The organism is Achromobacter sp. FW305-C-30-7 (assembly GCF_058783105.1).
This window is the reverse complement of record NZ_JBYSYI010000004.1, coordinates 63,779-83,334: the sequence shown is the minus strand read 5'-3', so window position 1 is coordinate 83,334 and position 19,556 is coordinate 63,779. Positions and strand designations below refer to the sequence as shown.

The window sequence follows — 19,556 nt, the reverse complement described above, 5'->3', positions numbered from 1 at the left end:
GACTGCAGGGTGCCCCTGGCGGGCATCCTGTCAGCCTGGTTCAAGGCCGGATCAAGTAGCATCAACGTTTTGCCACCCACCTGTACGACAACATGACCACCAAGCATCGCATCATCCAGGTCGGCTCGCTGGCCGGTTCCCCCTACGCCAACAAGACGCTCGCGGACCGCTACGACGTCGTCGAACTATGGAAGTACCCGGACCGCAAGGCGGCGCTGGCCGAGCATGGCAAGGGCATCACCGCCGTCGTCACGTCCGCCACCTTTGGCGCCAACGCCGAACTCATCAACGCCCTGCCCGACCTCAAGGCCATCTGCAGCTGGGGCGTGGGCTACGAGACCATCGACGTCCAGGCCGCCAAGCAACGCGGCGTGCAGGTCAGCAACACCCCCGACGTGCTGACCGACTGCGTCGCCGATCTGGCCTGGGGCCTCTTGATCGCGGGCGCGCGCCACATGGGCCAGGGCGAACGCTTCGTGCGCGCGGGCCAGTGGGGCCAGGTGCATGGCGGCATTCCGCTGGGCCTGCGGGTCAGCGGCAAAAAGCTGGGCATTGTCGGCCTGGGCCGCATCGGCGAGGCCATCGCCCGCCGCGGCATGGGCTTCGACATGGACGTGCGCTACCACAACCGCCGCAAGCGCGATGACGTCGAGTACGGCTACGAGGCCTCGCTCACCGATCTGGCCAAGTGGGCCGACTTCCTCATCGTGGCCACCGTCGGCGGTCCCAGCACGCGCCATCTGGTGAACCGCGAAGTGCTGGAAGCGCTGGGCCCCACGGGCATCATCGTCAACATCGCGCGCGGCCCCGTCATCGACGAAACCGCGCTGGTCGCGGCCCTGGAAGCGGGCAAGCTGGGCTGCGCCGCGCTCGACGTGTTCGAGCACGAGCCCAAGGTGCCCGAGGCGCTGCTCAAGACCGACAAGGCGGTGCTGCTGCCGCATATCGGCAGCGCCACGCTGGAAACCCGCATGGCCATGGAGAACCTGATGCTGGAAAATCTGCAAGCGTTCTTCGAAACCGGCCGCGTGATCACGCCGGCGGAGTAAGCCCGCCATCCGCCGCGGCCCCGGCCGCGGCGCGCCCATGAAAAAGCCTCTCGGCGCCCATACCGAGAGGCTTTCGACTTTCCGGCCCCCGCGGGAATCGGAAGTCGTTTACGCAAAGGAACTATCAGGCCGCAAGGCCCGTCGCGATTACTTCGCCGGCGTCGCGACGCCGGAATGCTCCGTCTTCGCGGCCCCTCCCGACTTGCCCGCCGCCGGTTTGGCGGAGGTCTTGTCGGACTTGTGATGCTTGTGCTGCGCCTGGGTCTTGGTTTCACCCGTCTTGGACGTGGCATCGGCGCCCGCCGCAAACGCTGTAGGCGCGGCGGCAAGACCGAGGCACAAGGCCGAGGTGGATAGGAACGCAGCAATACGGGAGTGAGTCGTCATTTCATGAACTCCTGAATGTAAAAGGACCGGGATCCTTTTCGACACGGGGCGGCAACATCGCCGCTTTACCCGTTCCCGTTTGAACCGGGTCCATCCAGAAGGTTCAGCGCGGAACCAGAAAATTGCGGTCGCTAACGCTTCGAAATATGGCGCCGACGCGGTTCAGCTCTCGAAGGCCAGCAGCGCCACGGTGGCGAACAGCATCAGCGCGAAGCAGGCTCTCAGCTTGCGTTCAGGCAGCCGGTACGCAAGCTTCACGCCGACGGGCACGAACAACAAGCTGCCCAGGGCCAAGGGTACGCCCACCAGCCAATCGGCCTGCCCTGCCCAGGAATAGGTGATCAAGGCGATGAAGGAACCCGGTATCACCATGCTCAGCGCAAGCGCCTGCGCGGTGGTCTGCGGCAGCCGGAACACGGTGGTGATGATGGGCACGGCCAACACCGCGCCGCCCACGCCGAAGAAGCCGCCCAGCGTACCGCACAGCATGCCCAGCACGCTGGCGCGGCGCGGCGTGAAGACGCGCGCCGTGCCCGTGGCCGCCGGCTTGCGCGCCGCGGCGGGACGCGAGGCGCGCCAGGTCTGCCAGACATAGAACAGCGCGATGAAGAACAGGAACACGGCGAAGCTGCGGCGCAGGATGCCGGAGTCTATGCCCAGCGCCAACTGCGCGCCGACCCAGGTGAACACCACGGCGCCGGCGGCGCCCGCCAGCGCCACGCGCTTGTCGATGCGGGTCTGCTGGTTGTACTTGCGCACCGCCATCATGATGGTGGGCAGGACCATGATCAGCGCCGTGCCCTGCGCCAGCTGCTGCGACATGCCCATCAACAGCACCAGCGCGGGAATCGCGATCAGGCCGCCGCCGATTCCCAGCACGCCGCCCATGAAACCGATCAGGCCGCCCGCAGCCAGGCACGCGGCGATAACTAACAGACTCACGTCTTGCTCCAGCAGGCCCGGCCTGTGGCAGGCCGGGCAATCAATTTACGGATTACCGATACCAATCTGCGCAGGCGGCCGGCAGCCACCGGCGCCGGCGTCAGCGCAACTTGTCCAGCGCGGCGTCCAGCCGGTCCACCGCCCAGATCTCCAGCCCTTCGATGGGCTGGCGCGGCGCATTGGCCTTGGGGATCAGGGCGATCGAAAAGCCCAGCTTGGCGGCTTCGCGCAGCCGCTCCTGTCCGCGCGGCGCGGGCCGGATCTCGCCCGCCAGCCCGACTTCGCCGAAGGCGATCAGGCCGCGCGGCAGCGGCTTGTCGCGCAGCGAAGACATGATGGCCAGCAGCACCGGCAGGTCGGCCGCAGGCTCGGTGATGCGCACGCCGCCCACGGCGTTGACGAAGACGTCCTGGTCGAAAGTGGACACGCCGGCGTGCCGGTGCAGCACCGCCAACAGCATCGCCAGGCGGTTGCCCTCCAGCCCCACCGTCAAGCGGCGCGGATTGGGCGCGTGCGAGCTGTCCACCAGCGCCTGGATCTCCACCAGCAGCGGGCGCGTGCCTTCCTGCGTGGCCATGACGCAGGATCCCGCGACCTGCTGCTCATGTTGCGACAGGAACAGCGCGGACGGATTGGCCACGCCGCGCAACCCGCGGTCCGTCATGGCGAAGACGCCCAGTTCATTGACCGCGCCGAAGCGGTTCTTGAAGGCCCGCACCAGACGGAACGAGGAATGCGTGTCGCCCTCGAAATACAGCACGGTGTCGACGATGTGCTCCAGCACCCGCGGCCCGGCCAGCGCGCCGTCCTTGGTGACGTGGCCGATCATGACGATGGCGATGCCCGTCTGCTTGGCCAGGCGCGTGAGCTGCGCAGCGCATTCGCGCACCTGCGAGACCGAACCCGGCGCCGCGCTCAGCTCACTGCTGTACAGCGTCTGGATCGAGTCGATCACGGCGACAGTGGGCTTCTGCTCGGAGACCGCCGCCTGGATCGACTCCAGCCGGATCTCGGCCAGCAGGTTGACGTTGCCGGTCTGCAGGCCCAGGCGGCGCGCGCGCAGCGCCACCTGCTCGGCGGATTCCTCGCCCGTGACGTACAGCACATTGGTGACTTCCGACAGCGCGGCCAGCGCCTGTAACAGCAGGGTCGACTTGCCTATGCCCGGATCGCCGCCGATCAGCACCACGGCGCCGGCCACCAGGCCGCCGCCCAGCACGCGATCGAACTCTTCCAGTCCGGTGGGCTGGCGCGGCGTTTCGCGGGCTTCGATTTCAGACAGGCTGCGCACCGGGCTGGCGGCCGCCAGCGGCGCATAACGGTGCGAGGCGGCGGCGGGGGCCGACGACTCCACGGTTTCTTCCAGCGTGTTCCAGGCGTTGCAATGCGGGCATTTGCCCTGCCACTTCGGGGTGGTGCCGCCGCAATCGGAGCACACGTATACGGTTCGGGATTTGGCCATGCGCGAAAGTGTACCGGCAAGCCGGGGCCGCAGCGCGCGTCAGGCGCGCGCATTCGTCCCGGCCCGCACCATGACGGTGCGCCTATCTGTCATTCTGCTTTCAAAAACAGGGACAAGCTGAAGTTACATGATGCAAACTCAAGAAATTCTCTGGCGGATTTCTCCAGATCGCGCATAATCATCAAGTGCAGCGCATTGACGAACCGTCCGGCCCAGGGCGGCATACCTGCAACCGTACGCCCCAGGGCGCGGATGCGGGAATCGCGGCGCAATCACCCTGCGGCTTTCCAGGAAGCCGCCTAAACCGGAACAGGACCCGAGCCACGACGAGACCGCCGGACCACCGGCGCGGCGTGCGTAGAGGTCAGACGCGGATGCGCCTTGCCACCAGGCGTATGCGCGAGGAGTACGCGCATGAGCATTACCTACCGCCCCCCTTTCGACGAAGACGATGAACGGGAGCTGCGCGCCTTGTACCGTAGGCATGGCCCCGCGGCCAGTCCCGAACTGGACGCCGCGGTGCGCCGCAGCTGGCATCCCGGCCATAGCTGGCACCCGGCCTGGGGCGCAGCCGCCTGCGCCGCCATGGTCTTCGGCCTGTTCGCCTGGACCGAAATGCGCGAAGCCCAGGACTTTACCGAGCAAAACACGCCGGTCATCGCCCCGCACGAAATAGGGACAAGCTCGGAACGCTCGCCCGCCCTGCTGTCCGCGCCCGTGGAAGCGCCCGCCGAACAGACCGCGCCCGTCACCGAGCGCGTGGCCGCGCCACCGCAGGAAGCTGCGCCGCAAGCCGCCCCCGCCCAGGAAGCCGCCGCTGCGGAACAGCCGGCCGCCGAGCCTGCCGCGCCGGAAACGCCTGCCCTCAGCGACCAGGACATCGAAGCCCGCGTGACCCATATCCGGGCGCTGGTGCGCGAGGAACAGCCGCAAGAGGCCATACAGGCGCTGCGCGAATTGCAGCAGGCAGCCCCCGATCTGGAGCTGCCCGACGACCTGCAGGAACTGGCTCAGCAGATCCCGTCCTGACCGCCGCTGCCCATCGGCGCCGCGCTTTGCGCGGCCGATGGGTGCGCATGTCCGATATCAACCGGCGCAGCTCGGCTTCTTGCTAACATAGCCGCCATGAGTCCGAGCTTCCACCACCGCAATCTGCCCCATCTGCTGCTCTACGCGCGCGAAACCTTGATGGCGCATTTCCGCCCCATCCTGCACGCCGCAGGCGTCACCGAACAGCAATGGCGGGTCCTGCGCACGCTGAGCGAGGTGGGCTCCATGGAACCCAACCAGATCGCCCGCACCTGCCAGATCCTCAGCCCCAGCCTCACCCGCATGCTGGCGGGCATGCAGGAACAGGGCCTGATCAAGCGCGCGCGTTCCAGCGCCGACCAGCGCCGCCAGGAAATTTCGCTGACGCCCAAGAGCAACAAGCTCATCGACCGCATGCGGCCGCAAGTGGATGCGAAATACCAAGAGATCGAGGCCAGGATAGGCAAGGAATTGCTGGACCGCCTGTACCGCGACGTCGACACCATGGTTGAACTGATCAAGCGCGAGCCCGCCGACCCGCGCGCCTCCGAGGAAGAATGATCAGGCCGGCACGGGGAAGATCGCGTTGATCTGCCCGGTGCCGGAACTAGCGAAGTAGTCCGTCACGATCTCCACCGGCTGGTCGTAGCCGTCCCAGCCCAAGAGGCCCAGCAGCATCGCGGTATCGTGCATGCCGCCCTCGCCCACGCACAGGTCGGCGTATTCGGGCAGCATGGCGCAGAAGGTTTTCCAGTCCCCCTGGCGCCACAATTCCACCACGCGCAAGTCCACCTGCCGGAAGAACTCGCGGCTGATCTGGTGCATGGCGGCCTCGGGGCTGCCGTTGTCGTTGAAGCGATGCGATAGTGAACCGCTGGCCAGCACCGCCACGCGGCTGTCGCTGGCCTCGATGGCCTGGCGCAGCGCGGCGCCGAAGCGCCGGCTATCGTCCAGCGAGTGCCAGGCGCACCAGGCGGCGACCGATACCACGTTGAAGTGTCCGTCGCCGTTCATGTAGCGCATGGGCACCAGGGTGCCGTACTCCAGTTCCAGGCTGTCGATTTCGTGCGAGCGCGTGCCTACGCCCGCGGCGTTGGCGCATTCGGCGATGCGGCGGCCCAGCTGAGGATTGCCGCGGTAGGCGTAGTCCATGTCTTTGATGAAATGCGGCAGCTCGTTGCTGGTGTAGCGGCCCTTGAAGCCGCTGTTGCAGTTCACGTGATAGCCGCCGTTGACCAGCCAGTGCACGTCCAGCACCACGATGCTGTCCACTTCCAGGTCGCGGCAACGCTGGCCGATGATGCGGTGTCCCTGGATCGCGGCCTCCCTGCAGCCCTGGTGCTTGCCAGGCAATTCCGAAAGATACATGGACGGCACATGCGTTACCTTGGCCGCCAGCGCGAGCTTGCCCATGATGCTAGTCTCCTCGTTCTTGTCAGTCCGGACCGGGCTCAGACGCCCCATCTGGGGATGTGGTGGCTGCCCATGGACACGCACACGTTCTTGATTTCGGCAAAGACCTCGTAACTGTATTCGCCGCCTTCGCGTCCCGTGCCGGATTCCTTGGTGCCGCCGAAGGGCTGGCGCAGGTCGCGCACGTTCTGGCTGTTGATGAATACCATGCCGGCTTCGATGCCACGGGCCAGGCGGTGCGCGCGGCCGATGTCGCTGGTCCAGATGTAGGACGCAAGGCCATACTTCACGTCGTTGGCCAGCGCCAGGCCCTCGGCCTCGTCCTTGAACGGCAGCAGGCAGGCGACCGGGCCGAAGATCTCTTCCTGCGCGCAGCGCATGCGGTTGTCGACGTCGGCCAGCACCGTGGGGCTGACGAAATTGCCGCCCGACAGATGAGCCGGCAAGCCGGCGGGCCGGTCCACGCCACCCGCGAGTATGCGTGCCCCCTCCTGCTCGGCCAGACGGATGTAGCCCGTGACCTTTTCCCAGTGCTGGCGCGTGATCATCGCGCCCACATGGGTATCGTCATCGGTCGGGTCGCCTACCGCCAGGCGCCGCGCGCGTTCGGCGAACCTGAGCACGAACTCGTCGTAAATGGTCTGCTGGATGAAGATGCGCGAGCCCGCGGTGCAGCGTTCGCCATTGAGCGAGAAGATGGTGAAGAGCGCCGCGTCCAGCGCCCGTTCCACGTCGGCATCGTCGAAGATCAGCACCGGCGATTTGCCGCCCAGCTCCATCGAGTACTTCTTGACGCCGCCGGCGCTGGCCAGGATCTTCTTGCCGGTCACGGTGCCGCCCGTGAACGAGATCGCGCGCACGCCGGGATGGCGCACCAGCGCGTCGCCGGCGGTGGCGCCGTAGCCCTGCACCACGTTCAGCACGCCGGCCGGAATACCGGCCTCCAACGCCAGCATGCCCAGCTGGTCCGCCGTCAGCGGCGAGAGTTCGGACATCTTCAGCACGGCGGTATTGCCCAGCGCCAGGCACGGCGCGGTCTTCCACGTGGCCGTCATGAACGGCACGTTCCAGGGCGATACCAACGCGCACACGCCCACCGGCTGATACAGCGTGTAGTTCAGTATCTGATCGTCCACCGGGTAGGTGTGGCCGTTCATGCGCGTGCAGACCTCGGCGAAGAAATTGAAGTTTTCCGAGGCGCGCGGGATCAGTTGCTTGCGGGTCTGCGAAATCGGCAGACCGGTGTCGCGGGTTTCCAGTTCCGCCAACTGCGGCACGTTCTGGTCTATCAGTTCGCCCAACTTGCGCATCAGGCGGGCGCGTTCCTTGGCGGGCGTGCTGGCCCATTTGGGAAAGGCCTCGGCCGCGGCTGCGACAGCCGCGTCGATTTCGGCCTGCCCGCCGGCGGCCACCTCGGCGATCGCCTCACCCGTAGCCGGGTTGCTGGTGATGAAACGGTCGCTGCTGTCGACCTGCTTGCCATTGATCCAGTGCTTGATGCTCACGCGCGGCTCCTCGTCCCGATTGCGCCGGATCGGCCGGCGCAAATTTTATTAACACGTTAACGTTATGCTTGCCGGACGATGCTGTCAACGCCGGGAAAGCCCCAGGCGATGCCAAGCGCCGAAACCTTCTGGCGGATTGTTGTTACCGCGGTTTTTCATTAATATAGTTAACATGATAATTACATTCCGTGGAGCAAGGCCATGCCCCATATCTGGATCGAATACTCGGGCAATCTGGCCCTGGATACGCAGGCCCTGATGCGGACCGTGCAGGACGCCGCCGTGGGCGACGGCAGCCTGTTCCCGCTGGCCGGCGCGCGCACCCGTGCGCTGCGGGTGGACGACTGCCTGATCGTCGACGGCCATCCCGACAATGCCTTCGTCCACGTGGTGCTGCGCATCGGCCACGGCCGCAATGCCGAACAGAAGGCCGCGCTCGGCGAACGGGTGTTCCAGGCGCTGAGCGCCGCGCTGGCGCCGCAGATGGCGGCGCGCCCGCTGGGTATCTCGATGCAGATCGAGGAAGCCGACCCGGTGCTGAACTACAAGCTCAACAACTACCGCGAACACCTGGCCGCGCGCGCCATGGCCGCCGCAGCGCCTTGGCCGAGGACCGTGGTGGGCGCGGCGCTGAACACGCGCCAGGCGCTGGCCGCGCTGGGCGATGCCGTGGATTCCGCTCCCTATAAGGCCGCTCCCAAGGCGCCGGTGCTCTATATCAAGCCCGCCAACACCTACGCCCGCAATGGCGACGTCATCACCCTGCCCGCCGACGTGGACGCAGTCGAAGTGGGCGCCTGCCTGGGCGTGGTGTTCGCCCGCCGCGCCACCCGCGTCAGCGAAGCCGAGGCGCTGGATTACGTGGCGGGCTACCGCGTGGTGGCCGACCTGTCGGTGCCGCATGCCAGTTACTTCCGCCCGGCGCTCAAGCAGAAATGCCGCGACGGCTTCTGCCCCATCGGCCAGGATCTCGCCCCCGCGGCCGCCGTCGGCGACCCTGGCTCGCTGGACATCGAAGTGCGCATCGACGGCCAGGTGGCGCAACGCGCCAGCACCGCCGACCTGATCCGTCCCCTGGCGCGGCTGATCGCCGACGTCACCCAGTTCATGACCTTGGAAGCCGGCGACATCCTGCTGGCAGGCGCCCCTCACGGCGCGCCGCAAGCCCGCGCCGGACAGCGCTACGACATCCGCATCGCGCGGGTCGGCGAACTGGGCAATTCGCTGGCCGCCGCCCGATAAGCACAGGAGCCCGTCATGAAACATGCCCGCATCTCCCTGGATGGCGTGATCCACGCCGCCACCGAAGCCGGCCCCGGCCAGGTCCGCCTGGCCGACGGACGCGTGTATGCCGAAGACGCAGTCGACTGGCTGCCGCCCTTCGAACCGCGCACCACTTTCACGCTGGCCATCAACTATGCCGACCACGCCAAGGAACTGGCCTTCAAGGCGCCCGATGAACCGCTGGGGTTCCTCAAGGCCGCCAACACCTTCGTCGGCCACCGCGCCCGGACCTTGCGCCCCGCCGACGTCGCCTTCATGCACTATGAGTGCGAGCTGGCGGTGGTGATAGGCAAGACCGCCAGCAAGGTCAGCCGTGCCCAGGCTTATGACTGCGTGGCCGGCTACATCGTGGCCAACGACTACGCGCTGCGCGACTACCTCGAAAATTGGTACCGCCCCAACCTGCGCGTCAAAAGCCGCGACACCTGCACGCCGCTCGGCCCCTGGCTGGTGGACCGCGACGACGTGCCCGACCCCATGAACCTGAACCTGCGCACCACCGTCAACGGCGTCGAGACGCAGCGCGGCAACACCCGCGACATGGTGTTCGACGTGCCCGCGCTGATCGAGTATTTCAGCAGCTTCATGACGCTCTCGCCCGGCGACCTGATCCTGACGGGCACGCCCGACGGCATCGTCAACGTGCAGCCCGGCGACGAAGTCGTGACCGAAATCGAAGGCGTGGGGCGGCTGATCAACACGCTCGTCCCCTACCCCGACTGATTCCACTACAACTCCACTACACCTGGAACCCCGATGCTAGACAAAGATACCGTGCGCGCCATCGCCGCGCGCCTGCACGAAGCCGAACGCACCCGCCAGCAGATCCGCCAGATTTCGCTCGAGTACCCCGACATCACGATCGCCGACGCCTACGCCATCCAGCGCGCCTGGATGGACATCAAGCTGGCGGAAGGCCGGATCAAGCGCGGCCACAAGATCGGGCTGACCTCGCGCGCCATGCAGCAGGCCTCGCAGATCGACGAACCCGACTTCGGCATGCTGCTGGACGACATGTTCTTCAATGACGGCGCGGACATCCCCGCCGGCCGCTTCATCCTGCCGCGGCTGGAGGTCGAACTGGCCTTCGTGCTGGGCAAGCGCCTGCAAGGCCCCAACGTCACGCTGTTCCAGGTCTACGACGCGGTCGACTACGTGGTCCCGGCTCTGGAAATCATCGACGCGCGCTCGCACAGCATCGACCCCGACAGCAAGCGTCCGCGCAAAGTGTTCGACACCATCGCCGACAACGCCGCCAACGCCGGCGTGGTGATGGGCGGACGGCCGGTGAAAATCGGCGAACTGGACCTGCGCTGGATCGGCGCCATCCTGTCGCGCAACGCCGTCATCGAGGAAACCGGCGTGGCCGCGGGCGTCTTGAACCATCCCGCCAATGGCGTAGTATGGCTGGCGAACAAGCTGGCCGCCCACGACGTGGCGCTGGAAGCCGGAGAGATCATCCTGTCGGGTTCCTTCACCCGTCCAGTGCTGGCTCGCCCTGGCGATACCTTCAACGTCGATTACGGCGTGCTGGGTTCCGTCAACTGCCACTTCATCTGACCGCGGCTCCATCCATGGACATACTGACCAATACCTTCAAGCAGACGCTGCGCAGCGGCAAGCCCCAGATCGGCCTGTGGGCGGGCCTGGCCAACGCCTACTCCACCGAGATCATCGCCGGCGCCGGTTTCGACTGGCTGCTGATCGATGGCGAGCACGCCCCCAACACCTTGCAGACCACGCTGCAGCAGCTGCAATCCATGGCCGCCTACCCGGTCGCGCCAGTGGTGCGCCCGGCCTGGAACGACGCGGTCCAGATCAAGCAGATCCTGGACACGGGTGCGCAGACGCTGCTGGTGCCGATGGTGCAATCCGCCGAAGAAGCCGCCGCCGCCGTGGCCGCGGTGCGCTATCCGCCGCAGGGCGTGCGCGGCGTGGGCAGCGCGCTGGCCCGTTCGTCGCGCTGGAACCGCATTCCCGACTACCTGCGCCGCGCCAACGACGAGATGTGCGTGCTGGTGCAGATCGAAACCCTGCGCAGCCTGGACGCGCTGGAGGACATCCTGGCGGTGGACGGGGTGGACGGCGCCTTCATCGGCCCCGCGGACCTGGCGGCCAGCATGGGCTACCTGGGCCAGCCCGAGCATCCGGAGGTGGTCAAGACTATCGACGACACCATCGTGCGCATCGTGCGCAGCGGCAAGGCAGCCGGCATCCTGCACAGCGGCGTGGACCGCGCCAAGCACTATCTTTCGCTGGGCGCCACTTTCGTCGCGGTAGGCGTGGACGCCACCCTGCTGGCGCGCGCGGCTGAACAGCTGGCGGGCCAGTTCAAGAACACCGCCGCGCCCGCTGCGGACCAAGGTCCCTACTGATCCGGACGCCGGGGGCCGCAGCCCCCGGCCCGCATCACTGCCCCGCCAGGAAGCCGCGCACGGCGGCGTTGAACAGCAACGGCCGCTCCAGGTGCGCGGCATGCCCGCAATCCGGCAACACGCACAGGCTGCCATGGGTCAGCGCCGCGCGCAGCGCCAGCGCCGAAGCCAGCGGATGGCTGCGTTCATGTTCGCCCGATATGACCAGCACCGGCGCGCGCACCGCGGCCAGCGCCTGCGTGTGGTCCACGCCGTCGACGGCGGCGATCATCGAGGCCGCGCCCGCCGCGCTCATCGACACGCCATCTTCCAGGCAGGCCGCATAAGCGGGCGCCTGCTCTCCCGCCGCGAACCAGGTCTTCAGCACGCGCCGCGCCGTGGCGCGTGGACCGTCCGCGCGCAGGCGCGCCAAGGTCTGGTCCATGGGTTCGAAACGCGCACCGCGATCGACCCGCAGGCCCGCGCCATACAGCACCGCCCGGCCCACGCGCCCGGGAGCCGCGCACAGCAATCGCTGCGCAACGAAACCGCTGAACGAATGCCCCAACACGTCGAAGCTGGCTATGCCCAACCGGTCCGCCAGGGCGACGAGCGCGTCCGCGTAAGCCGGCAGGCCCTGCAAGGGCGGCGCGTTCGCGCCACGCCCGAAGCCCGGCCAATCGATGGCGATCACGTCATGCCTGTCGGCCAGCGCGCCAGCCAGCCCGTCCCAGATCGCGGACGAAGAACAGAAGCCGTGCAGCAGAAACAGCGGGCGGCCCGAGCCGCGGCGGTTGTATTCCATGGCGCGCGCCTCAGTTGTCCAGCACCACCCCGGATTCGCGCACCACCGCCTGCCACTGCGGCGCTTCGCTGCGCCAGGCCGCGGCAAAGGATGCCGGCGTGTCCTGCCCGGGCACGAAGCCGCCGGCCAGGAAGGCCTGGCGCACCTCCGGCAAGGCCAGCACCTCGTGCAGGACGTCCGCAAAGCGCGCCACGCGCTCGGGCGGCGTGCCCTTGGGCGCGGCGAAGCCCCACCAGTTGCCCTGCACCACGTCCGGCATGCCGGCCTGGGCCGCGGTAGGCACGTCGGGCAATCCGGCAAAGCGCTCGGGCGCCGCCACCGCCAGGGCCCGCACCTTGCCCTGCGGCATATAGGCGGCCGCGATGCTGTAGCCGCCGATGTACATCTGGATCTCGTTCGCCAGCAGGGCCTGCACCCCCGGCGAAGAGCCGCGGTAGGCGATGTGCGTCATGCCCGCGCCCATGGCATGGGACAGGCGGTAGCCGGACAGATGCGGCGTGGTGCCCGTGCCCGGCGAGCCATAGTTCAGCTTGCCGGCGTGGGCCCGCGCATACTGCGCGAACTGGGCGTAGTCCTGCGCCGGCACCTGCGCGCTGACATAGACGAAAGCCGGCACGTCGGCCAGCTTGCCCACCGGCTCCAGATCCGCCAAGGGATCAAAGCCCAGCTTGCGGTACAGGAACTGGTTGATGACGAAATTGTTGGTCGCGCCCAGCACCAGCGTGTAGCCGTCGGGCTTGGCGCGCGCCACTTCCAGCGCGCCGATATTGCCGCCGGCGCCGGTCTTGTAGTCAACGATCAGGGGCTGGCCCAGGCGTTTTTCCAGCAAGGGCTGGATCTGCCGCATGGCGACGTCGCCCGCCGCGCCCGGCGCATACGGCAGGACGATGCGGATGGGGTGATCGGGATACTGCGCCCGGGCGGCCAGCGGCAAGGCCGCCGCGCCCAAGGCAAGCAAAACGGATACGGCGCAAGTCCGGTACGTCATGGTGTTCTCCCTGGCCGGCGGGCGGCGCCCGCGCGCGCCGGCCTCGCGGCCGGCCGGTTTCCTCGCGAGCGCTAGAGATCGATGCGCATCAGGTCGTGGGCCAGCCGCAGCGGACCCGAATAGTTCTTGCGGATGTCGGCCACGATTTCGTCCATCAGGTGCGGCCCCATCAGTTCCACCGGCAGATGCTTGGCGGCAGCGCGCTTGATCACCGGACTGGTCGAATCGAAGTGGCCGAAATGCGTCGCCACCAGGCTCTTGACGCCGGCGCGGCTGGCGATGATGCCGAGGTCCGTGGGACTGGTGTGCGCATAGGTGCCCACGCCGGTCTTGGCGCGGTGCGCGATGAACGATTCGGGGAAAGTGCATTCATGGATCAGCAGGTCGGCGTCCTGCGCCAGCCGCACCATGGCTTCACAGGGCGCGGTGTCGCCGCTGAAGGCGATGACCTTGCCCTCGGCCTCCACCCGCACGCCGAAGCACTCGCACACGTCGCGCGGAATGTGCTCGACCCAGTCGACCGAAATGCGCACGCGGCCATCGTCGAACACCGGCCCGGGACTGACTTCGCGCACTTCCGGACGCATGGCCTCCAGGTTGGCCTGGCGCACGGGATAGGCGCTGCGCGCCTGGTAGTCGGTATGGTAGGCGCCGTTCTCGAACAGGTGGTCGACGAAATGGCGCGTACCCTTGGGCCCCAGCACCAGCGGCGCGCCGGTCTTGTTCAGCATCCAGCTGGAGATGACGAAGTAGGGATAGTCGCAGATATGGTCGTGGTGCAGGTGCGTCAGGAACACGAAACCCACCTTGGCGGGATCGACATTGGCGCGCACCATCTGGCGCGTGGCGCCCTCGCCGCAGTCGAACAGATAGTGGGTATCGTCATCCAGGGTCAGCAGGATGGCCGATTGGCCGCGGTCGGGATCGGGCAGCGCGGCACCGGTTCCCAGCATCGTGATTTTCATGTTTTCCCCTTTTACGCAGGACAGTTGAACTGCGATCCAGTATAGGGATGGGGTGCATACAATCTAATCAATTATTAGAATGCTGTGATAACCAACAGGAATTGCAAAATGCCAGCCACTCCCCGCATTCCAGAACTGCACCACATCGGCGGCCGCCTGCGCATGCGCCACCTGGACCTGCTGCGCGCGTTGTACGCGCTGGGCAGCGTGCACAAGGCCGCGGCCGAGCTCGGCATGACGCAGCCCGCTGCGAGCAAGCAATTGCTGGAACTGGAAGACATGTTCGGCGTGCCGCTGTTTCAGCGCACGCGCCGCGGCATCGTGCCCACGGGCTTTGGCCACGCGCTGGCGCGCAAGGCCGACGTGCTCTGGTCCGACCTGTCCGGCGCCCGCAACGAGATCGCTGCGCTGGCCGCCGGCGCCAGCGGCCGCATCCGCGTCGGCGTGCAGCAGGTGGCGCTGCCCGTGTTGGTGCCGCGCGCCCTGCAACGCCTGCGCGCCGACCATGCCGGCGTCACCGTCATGCTGCAGGAAGGCGCGCACGATGCGCTGCTGGCCGGCCTGGCGCGCGGCGAACTCGACTGTGTGCTGGGCCGCCTGATGCTGGACGCCACCCAGCCCGTGTTCCGCACCGAAGTGCTGTACGAAGAGCCGATCTGCGTGGTGGCGCGCGTCGGCCATCCGCTGGCCAAGTCCACCCGCATCACTGCGGCCGCGCTGGCGCGGCAGGACTGGATCCTGCCGCCGCCGCAGGCGCCGCTGCGCCAGCGCATCGACTCCTACTTCGCCGAACAGGGGCTGACGCTGCACGCCCCCATGGCCGAGTCGGTATCGCTGCTGGCCAACGAGGTGCTATTGCGCAGCAGCGACCTGCTCTCCGCCATGCCGCGCGCGGTGGCGCAGCACTATGCCGCGCTGGGCGTGCTGGCCATCCTGAGGTTCCGTCCCGACTGGAACCTGCCGCCGGTCGGCGTGGTGCAGCGGGCGCAGGTGGAAGCGGCGCCCGCCTTGCAGCGCTTTCTCGATGCGCTGCGGGTCGAAGCCGGCGCGTTGGGCGCGTAGCGCCGCAAGCGCCCCTCTGCTCTCAAGCGTATTGCGCGAGCCCGTGGCCGAAAGACCAGTTCTCTTTCGCCACTTCCACCAGGTTCACGAACACGTCCTCGGGCCGCAGGCCGGGATCATCGCCTAAGCGTTGCGCAATCCGCTGGAACAGCGCCTTCTTCTGTTCCAGGCTGCGCGTGTTGTTCGCCGTGATCTGGATGTACACGAGGTCGTCGCTGCGCGCCACATCCATGTAGGTCGGGCTGTAGCGGAAGTTCGACGCGTCATGCTCGGTCATGGTCATGAATTGGTCGTCTTCAGGAACATTGAAGGTTTCGCGCATGGCCAGATAGATGTTGTCGAAAATGGCCTGGCGGTAGGCTTGCGGCTTTCCGGCGCGCAATGAGACATGGACTAGCGGCATGGTGGATTCTCCCTGTTGGACCGCTTCATATTAGCCATTCTGATAAGCTATTTGTCTATATTTCAATGATAAGCATCTGAAATGACTGAGCGCTCGCTGGATGTCGCCGCCGTCAGGGCCTTTGTCCGCATTGCCGAGCTGGGCAGTTTCACGCGCGCCGCCGAAGTCCTGCAAACGACACAGGCGGCCATCAGCCTGAAACTCAAGCGGCTCGAAGACCGGCTGGGCTTCCGCCTGATCGAACGCACGCCGCGGTACGTGGAGCTTTCGGCGCGAGGCGCCGCCTTTCTTGGACAGGCGCGCGAACTGCTGGCGGCGCACGACCGCGCGCTGTCCGCGGCTGCCGAGGGCAGGCAACGCCTTGCCATCGGCATCAGCGAACACGTGGCGGGCCCTGAACTGCCGGCGCTGATCGCACGCATGAACGCGGCGGATCCCCGGCTGCTGATCGAAATCCGGATTGCCTCCTCCGGCGACCTGCTCCAGAGCTTCGACCGGCGTGAACTCGATACGGTGATCGTGCGCCTGCATGCGGGACGCGACGACGGACAGGTTCTGACCAAGGAAAAATTCGGCTGGTACGCGGCGCCCGGTTGGCAGCAGCGGACAGGAGAACCGCTGCCCCTGGCCACCATGGCGCAACCTTGCGGCGTGCGCGCCATCGCCGAACAACTGCTCGACGAATCGGGCATACCGTGGACGGAGGTCTTTGTGGGCGGCGGCGTGATGGCGGTTGCGGCCGCGGTGATGGCGGGACTTGGCGTGGCGGCGCTGTCTCCGCGCATGCTGCCCTTCGGCGCGATCGACGCGGGCCCGAGGCTCGGACTGCCCGCCCTGCCGCAATTGCCGGTCTTATTGCACACCAGGGTCAGGGATGGCCGCGCGCGCGATGCGCTAACGGCCCTGGGCGCCGCGTTCCGCAGCGCCGTGAAAGGCTGAAAGCCTCAGGAACGGCCGCCCAGGCTGCCGCCGCCGTCCACGCCCAGCACCTGGCCGGTAATGAAGCCGGCGTCGTCCGACAGCAGGAAGGCGATCGCGGCAGCCACTTCGGCGGGCGTGCCCAGGCGCTTCATGGGCACGGAGGCCAGCGCGCGCTTTTCGGCATCGCTGCCGGCCGGGCGCGTGGCCCGGAACATCTCGGTTTCGATCGGACCGGGTGCGACCGCATTGGCGGTGACGCCGTATTCGGCCAGTTCCAGCGCCCAGGTGCGGGTGCAACCCACCAGCGCGCTCTTGGCGGCCGAATAGGCGGTGCGTTCCATGCCGCCATGGATGGCGCGGCTGACCACGTTGACGATGCGTCCGGCGCGGCGCACCTTCATGGATTCGATAAATGCCTGGGTGACCTGCACCGCCACGCGCACGTTCAGATCCAGCACGTTGTACAACGTGGCCAGGTCGATCTCGCCCAGCGGCTGGGGCGAAACGATGCCCACGTTGTTGACCACGGCGTCGACCGGGAATTTCTCGCGGATCTCGCGCAGCACTTCCTCGGTGCGGCCGGCGTCCGCCAGGTCACAGGCGTAGAGGTAGCCCGGAAAATCCACGTCGGTGGTGTTGCGCGCGATGCCAACCACATGACAACCCATGTCGGACAGCCGCTGAGTAAGCGCCCAGCCTATGCCTTTGGTGGCGCCCGTGACGAGCACGCATTTGTCCTTCATGGATAGAAACCTCGCTGGTGTTTTCTTGGTGAAAAACGGGCGCTTGGGCGCCCGGTCTTCCAAGTAGACACCATCCGGCGCCACCTGTCTTGTAAATTGCGTAGCAATTCTTGCCTGCCGGACAGCCCGCCTGACGAGGTGGAACCGGCCGGCTCAGACGTCCCGGGTGACCGGAACGCGCGGCGCCAGGGCGCACAGCAACTCGTAGCCGATGGTGCCGGCGGCTTGGGCCACTTCGTCCACGGAGGGGCCTTCCTCGCCCCAGAGCGACACGGGCGAACCGACGCCGGCGGCGGGGACAGGCCCCAGATCGACGATCAGCATGTCCATGGAAACGCGGCCCACCAATTGGGTGCGGATGCCGGCCACCACCACCGGCGTGCCGGTGGTCGCGTGGCGCGGATAACCGTCGGCATAGCCGCAGGCCACGATGCCGATGCGCATGGAGCGGTCGGCGCGGAAGATGGCGCCGTAGCCGACCGAATCGCCGGCCTTCAGATCCTGCACGGCGATGATTTCCGAGCGCAACGACATGGCCGGTTTCAGGCCGAAGGAAGAAGCTTCGGCGTCCGCAAACGGCGACGCGCCGTACAGGCAGATGCCCGGACGCACCCAGTGCGCCTGCGTTTCGGAGGCGACGGCGATCTCGGCGAAGCGCAGCGTGGCGGCCGAATTGCAGACGCTGATGGCGCCCGGCATCTTATGCGTCACCGAATTGAACAGCGCCAGCTGTTCGTTCACGCCTTGGGGACCGTCGGCGCAGGCGAAGTGGGTCATCTTGCCCACCGAACCCAATACACCCTGCTGTTGCAGCAGCATGGCGCGTTCATGCGCCGCGGCGTAGGCGGCGGGGCTGAAGCCCAGGCGGTTCATGCCGCTGTTCAGCTTGAGCATGATGTCGACGCGGCGCGAGAAGCGCGCGCGGGCCAGCATGTCCAGTTGCTCCCGGTTGTGCACCGTGGTGCTCAGGTGGTAGCGGTCGACAAGGTCCAGGTCGGAGGGTTCGAAAAAACCTTCCAACAGCAGGATGGGACCGCCCCAGCCCGCTTCGCGGCAGCGCACGGCTTCGTCCAGGTCCAGCATGGCCAGGCCTTGCGCCTTCGAGAAGCCGGCGACGGCCTGCTCGATGCCGTGCCCATAGGCATTGGCCTTGATCACGGCCCAGATCGAGGGCGGCAGGCCCGACGCGGCCTCCGCGGTCTGGTCCAGGTGGCGGCGCACGGCCGCGAGGTTATGCGCTAGCGCGGAGACGGAGACGGTGGCGGAGATTGGACGCGGCATGGTGTGGGATCCTGTGGCGCTTAAGTCTAACTGATCCGCACCTCACGCGGCATTGCGCCGTGTCACCGGGATGCGACTACTCTAAAATGGATTGATCCAGGCCCCGCGGGGCCAGATCCGCCAGTCCAAATATGCCCATCGATCACTACGAGAACTTCCCCGTCGCCTCGCTGCTGCTGCCGCGCAGGCTGCGCGGCGCCGTGACCGATATCTACCGTTACGCCCGCGCGGCGGACGATATCGCCGACGAAGGCAGCGCCACCGACGAAGAACGGCTGAAGCAGCTGGCCGCGTTCCGCGCCGAGCTGCACCGCATCGGCGCCGAACCGGGCGCCAGGCCCGAACCCGGCTCGCCCGAACTGGCCAGCATCTTCGTCCCGCTCGCCGCCACCATCGCGCGCCACCAGTTGCCGATCACCCCCTTCTACGACCTGCTGTCCGCCTTCGAACAGGACATCAGCGTCAAGCGCTACGAAGACTACGCCACGCTGGCCGACTACTGCACCCGCTCCGCCAATCCAGTGGGCAGGCTGATGCTACACCTGTTCGAAGCCACCAATCCCCAGAACGTGAGCGAGGCCGACGCCATCTGCACCGGCCTGCAACTGGTGAACTTCTGGCAGGACGTGCGGGTGGACTGGCACAAGCAGCGCGTCTACCTGCCGCAAGAGGACCTGCGCCGCCACGGCGTGACGGACGAGGACCTGGCTGCCTGCCGGCTGACGCCCGCCTGGCGCGACCTGATGGCCTTCGAAGTCGAACGCGCCCGCGCACTGCTACACTTCGGCGCTCCGCTGGCGCGCCGTCTGCCGGGCCGTATGGGCCTGGAGCTGCGCCTGGTGGTGCAAGGCGGGCTGCGCGTGCTGGAGCGTATCGAGGCGGGCGGCTACGATGTATTCATGAATCGCCCCGAATTGGGCGCCAAAGATTGGGCCATCATGATGTGGCGCGCAATTACCTGAT

Annotated in this window: 22 protein-coding genes; 10 read left to right on the top strand and 12 right to left on the bottom strand. The window is 67.1% G+C overall.

All coding sequences use genetic code 11. The annotated features are described in order from the left end of the window. The first annotated feature begins 92 nt into the window (after nucleotides 1–92). Nucleotides 93–1,049 (top strand): 2-hydroxyacid dehydrogenase, encoded by a 957-nt coding sequence (locus AC3WOB_RS14225; RefSeq protein ID WP_013394794.1) that lies wholly within the window; start codon nucleotides 93–95, stop codon nucleotides 1,047–1,049. A gap of 147 nt (nucleotides 1,050–1,196) precedes the next feature. Here AC3WOB_RS14225 and AC3WOB_RS14220 read toward each other — a convergent pair whose 3' ends face one another. From AC3WOB_RS14220 to AC3WOB_RS14205, 4 genes are all read right to left on the bottom strand, one after another. Further along, nucleotides 1,197–1,436 (bottom strand): hypothetical protein, encoded by a 240-nt coding sequence (locus AC3WOB_RS14220; RefSeq protein WP_013394795.1) that lies wholly within the window; start codon nucleotides 1,434–1,436, stop codon nucleotides 1,197–1,199. Nucleotides 1,437–1,598: 162 nt separating this feature from the next. Continuing rightward, nucleotides 1,599–2,378: a sulfite exporter TauE/SafE family protein gene (locus AC3WOB_RS14215; protein WP_492275382.1), complete on the bottom strand. Its 780-nt coding sequence runs from the start codon at nucleotides 2,376–2,378 to the stop codon at nucleotides 1,599–1,601. Nucleotides 2,379–2,478: 100 nt separating this feature from the next. Beyond that, nucleotides 2,479–3,840, bottom strand: coding sequence for a DNA repair protein RadA (gene radA, locus AC3WOB_RS14210; RefSeq protein ID WP_013394797.1), 1,362 nt, complete (start codon nucleotides 3,838–3,840; stop codon nucleotides 2,479–2,481). Between the two features lie 89 nt (nucleotides 3,841–3,929). Continuing rightward, nucleotides 3,930–4,112, bottom strand: a complete 183-nt coding sequence (locus tag AC3WOB_RS14205) for a hypothetical protein (RefSeq protein WP_148260621.1) — start codon at nucleotides 4,110–4,112, stop codon at nucleotides 3,930–3,932. A gap of 142 nt (nucleotides 4,113–4,254) precedes the next feature. Here AC3WOB_RS14205 and AC3WOB_RS14200 point away from each other — a divergent pair, with 142 nt between their 5' ends. Next, entirely contained in the window at nucleotides 4,255–4,869 is a 615-nt protein-coding gene (locus AC3WOB_RS14200; RefSeq protein ID WP_492275381.1) for a hypothetical protein, read from the top strand. A 96-nt stretch (nucleotides 4,870–4,965) separates the two neighbouring features. Further along, nucleotides 4,966–5,430, top strand: coding sequence for a homoprotocatechuate degradation operon regulator HpaR (gene hpaR / locus AC3WOB_RS14195; RefSeq protein WP_013394799.1), 465 nt, complete (start codon nucleotides 4,966–4,968; stop codon nucleotides 5,428–5,430). Here the strand turns inward: hpaR and hpaD are convergent, their stop codons facing one another. Both hpaD and hpaE read right to left on the bottom strand, forming a co-directional pair. After that, nucleotides 5,431–6,282 carry a 3,4-dihydroxyphenylacetate 2,3-dioxygenase gene (gene hpaD / locus AC3WOB_RS14190; RefSeq protein ID WP_013394800.1) on the bottom strand — a complete coding sequence of 284 codons (852 nt, stop codon included), beginning with the start codon at nucleotides 6,280–6,282 and terminating at the stop codon, nucleotides 5,431–5,433. It lies immediately after the preceding gene. A gap of 38 nt (nucleotides 6,283–6,320) precedes the next feature. Further along, on the bottom strand, nucleotides 6,321–7,787 hold the full coding sequence (hpaE, locus tag AC3WOB_RS14185; protein WP_492275380.1) for a 5-carboxymethyl-2-hydroxymuconate semialdehyde dehydrogenase: 1,467 nt from the start codon (nucleotides 7,785–7,787) through the stop codon (nucleotides 6,321–6,323). A 201-nt stretch (nucleotides 7,788–7,988) separates the two neighbouring features. On the opposite strand from hpaE, the gene AC3WOB_RS14180 reads away from it, so the two are divergent. Genes AC3WOB_RS14180 through hpaI form a run of 4 tightly spaced genes read left to right on the top strand, consistent with a single transcriptional unit; the run spans nucleotide 7,989 to nucleotide 11,446 of the window. Next, nucleotides 7,989–9,029: a fumarylacetoacetate hydrolase family protein gene (locus tag AC3WOB_RS14180; protein ID WP_013394802.1), complete on the top strand. Its 1,041-nt coding sequence runs from the start codon at nucleotides 7,989–7,991 to the stop codon at nucleotides 9,027–9,029. A 15-nt stretch (nucleotides 9,030–9,044) separates the two neighbouring features. Further along, a complete protein-coding gene (locus tag AC3WOB_RS14175; RefSeq protein ID WP_492275379.1) occupies nucleotides 9,045–9,794 on the top strand; it encodes a fumarylacetoacetate hydrolase family protein in 750 nt (249 codons plus the stop codon). 33 nt (nucleotides 9,795–9,827) lie between these two features. After that, the gene (gene hpaH / locus AC3WOB_RS14170; RefSeq protein ID WP_492275378.1) at nucleotides 9,828–10,631 is read left to right on the top strand and encodes a 2-oxo-hept-4-ene-1,7-dioate hydratase; all 804 of its coding nucleotides are present in this window, start codon (nucleotides 9,828–9,830) and stop codon (nucleotides 10,629–10,631) included. Nucleotides 10,632–10,645: 14 nt separating this feature from the next. Continuing rightward, a complete protein-coding gene (gene hpaI, locus AC3WOB_RS14165; RefSeq protein ID WP_013394805.1) occupies nucleotides 10,646–11,446 on the top strand; it encodes a 4-hydroxy-2-oxoheptanedioate aldolase in 801 nt (266 codons plus the stop codon). Nucleotides 11,447–11,480: 34 nt separating this feature from the next. Here hpaI and AC3WOB_RS14160 read toward each other — a convergent pair whose 3' ends face one another. The 3 genes from AC3WOB_RS14160 to AC3WOB_RS14150 form a co-directional block, all read right to left on the bottom strand. Further along, nucleotides 11,481–12,230, bottom strand: a complete 750-nt coding sequence (locus AC3WOB_RS14160) for an alpha/beta fold hydrolase (RefSeq protein WP_013394806.1) — start codon at nucleotides 12,228–12,230, stop codon at nucleotides 11,481–11,483. Nucleotides 12,231–12,240: 10 nt separating this feature from the next. Further along, nucleotides 12,241–13,218 (bottom strand): Bug family tripartite tricarboxylate transporter substrate binding protein, encoded by a 978-nt coding sequence (locus tag AC3WOB_RS14155; RefSeq protein WP_492275377.1) that lies wholly within the window; start codon nucleotides 13,216–13,218, stop codon nucleotides 12,241–12,243. 71 nt (nucleotides 13,219–13,289) lie between these two features. Beyond that, nucleotides 13,290–14,183, bottom strand: coding sequence for an MBL fold metallo-hydrolase (locus AC3WOB_RS14150; protein ID WP_013394808.1), 894 nt, complete (start codon nucleotides 14,181–14,183; stop codon nucleotides 13,290–13,292). Nucleotides 14,184–14,291: 108 nt separating this feature from the next. On the opposite strand from AC3WOB_RS14150, the gene AC3WOB_RS14145 reads away from it, so the two are divergent. Continuing rightward, on the top strand, nucleotides 14,292–15,245 hold the full coding sequence (locus tag AC3WOB_RS14145; protein ID WP_013394809.1) for a LysR substrate-binding domain-containing protein: 954 nt from the start codon (nucleotides 14,292–14,294) through the stop codon (nucleotides 15,243–15,245). A 22-nt stretch (nucleotides 15,246–15,267) separates the two neighbouring features. On the opposite strand, the gene AC3WOB_RS14140 is transcribed toward AC3WOB_RS14145, so the two are convergent. Next, a complete protein-coding gene (locus AC3WOB_RS14140; RefSeq protein ID WP_013394810.1) occupies nucleotides 15,268–15,648 on the bottom strand; it encodes a tautomerase family protein in 381 nt (126 codons plus the stop codon). Between the two features lie 81 nt (nucleotides 15,649–15,729). Here AC3WOB_RS14140 and AC3WOB_RS14135 point away from each other — a divergent pair, with 81 nt between their 5' ends. After that, complete coding sequence (locus AC3WOB_RS14135) at nucleotides 15,730–16,587, top strand: LysR family transcriptional regulator (protein WP_013394811.1); 858 nt, start codon at nucleotides 15,730–15,732, stop codon at nucleotides 16,585–16,587. 5 nt (nucleotides 16,588–16,592) lie between these two features. Here the strand turns inward: AC3WOB_RS14135 and AC3WOB_RS14130 are convergent, their stop codons facing one another. After that, nucleotides 16,593–17,312: an SDR family oxidoreductase gene (locus tag AC3WOB_RS14130; protein ID WP_013394812.1), complete on the bottom strand. Its 720-nt coding sequence runs from the start codon at nucleotides 17,310–17,312 to the stop codon at nucleotides 16,593–16,595. A gap of 153 nt (nucleotides 17,313–17,465) precedes the next feature. Continuing rightward, nucleotides 17,466–18,593: an alanine racemase gene (gene alr / locus AC3WOB_RS14125; RefSeq protein ID WP_013394813.1), complete on the bottom strand. Its 1,128-nt coding sequence runs from the start codon at nucleotides 18,591–18,593 to the stop codon at nucleotides 17,466–17,468. A 131-nt stretch (nucleotides 18,594–18,724) separates the two neighbouring features. On the opposite strand from alr, the gene hpnC reads away from it, so the two are divergent. After that, nucleotides 18,725–19,555 (top strand): squalene synthase HpnC, encoded by an 831-nt coding sequence (gene hpnC / locus AC3WOB_RS14120; RefSeq protein WP_013394814.1) that lies wholly within the window; start codon nucleotides 18,725–18,727, stop codon nucleotides 19,553–19,555. Nucleotide 19,556: the final 1 nt, after the last annotated feature.

Bases quoted from the DNA above. Each gene is read 5' to 3' on its own strand.
- radA (WP_013394797.1), bottom strand. From the start codon at position 3,840: ATGGCCAAATCCCGAACCGTATACGTGTGCTCCGATTGCGGCGGCACC.
- AC3WOB_RS14135 (WP_013394811.1), top strand. From the start codon at position 15,730: ATGACTGAGCGCTCGCTGGATGTCGCCGCCGTCAGGGCCTTTGTCCGC.
- AC3WOB_RS14200 (WP_492275381.1), top strand. From the start codon at position 4,255: ATGAGCATTACCTACCGCCCCCCTTTCGACGAAGACGATGAACGGGAG.
- AC3WOB_RS14180 (WP_013394802.1), top strand. From the start codon at position 7,989: ATGCCCCATATCTGGATCGAATACTCGGGCAATCTGGCCCTGGATACG.
- hpnC (WP_013394814.1), top strand. From the start codon at position 18,725: ATGCCCATCGATCACTACGAGAACTTCCCCGTCGCCTCGCTGCTGCTG.
- AC3WOB_RS14175 (WP_492275379.1), top strand. From the start codon at position 9,045: ATGAAACATGCCCGCATCTCCCTGGATGGCGTGATCCACGCCGCCACC.
- AC3WOB_RS14220 (WP_013394795.1), bottom strand. From the start codon at position 1,436: ATGACGACTCACTCCCGTATTGCTGCGTTCCTATCCACCTCGGCCTTG.
- hpaD (WP_013394800.1), bottom strand. From the start codon at position 6,282: ATGGGCAAGCTCGCGCTGGCGGCCAAGGTAACGCATGTGCCGTCCATG.
- hpaI (WP_013394805.1), top strand. From the start codon at position 10,646: ATGGACATACTGACCAATACCTTCAAGCAGACGCTGCGCAGCGGCAAG.
- alr (WP_013394813.1), bottom strand. From the start codon at position 18,593: ATGCCGCGTCCAATCTCCGCCACCGTCTCCGTCTCCGCGCTAGCGCAT.
- hpaR (WP_013394799.1), top strand. From the start codon at position 4,966: ATGAGTCCGAGCTTCCACCACCGCAATCTGCCCCATCTGCTGCTCTAC.
- AC3WOB_RS14145 (WP_013394809.1), top strand. From the start codon at position 14,292: ATGCCAGCCACTCCCCGCATTCCAGAACTGCACCACATCGGCGGCCGC.
- AC3WOB_RS14140 (WP_013394810.1), bottom strand. From the start codon at position 15,648: ATGCCGCTAGTCCATGTCTCATTGCGCGCCGGAAAGCCGCAAGCCTAC.
- AC3WOB_RS14150 (WP_013394808.1), bottom strand. From the start codon at position 14,183: ATGAAAATCACGATGCTGGGAACCGGTGCCGCGCTGCCCGATCCCGAC.
- AC3WOB_RS14160 (WP_013394806.1), bottom strand. From the start codon at position 12,230: ATGGAATACAACCGCCGCGGCTCGGGCCGCCCGCTGTTTCTGCTGCAC.
- AC3WOB_RS14130 (WP_013394812.1), bottom strand. From the start codon at position 17,312: ATGAAGGACAAATGCGTGCTCGTCACGGGCGCCACCAAAGGCATAGGC.
- AC3WOB_RS14155 (WP_492275377.1), bottom strand. From the start codon at position 13,218: ATGACGTACCGGACTTGCGCCGTATCCGTTTTGCTTGCCTTGGGCGCG.
- hpaH (WP_492275378.1), top strand. From the start codon at position 9,828: ATGCTAGACAAAGATACCGTGCGCGCCATCGCCGCGCGCCTGCACGAA.
- AC3WOB_RS14225 (WP_013394794.1), top strand. From the start codon at position 93: ATGACCACCAAGCATCGCATCATCCAGGTCGGCTCGCTGGCCGGTTCC.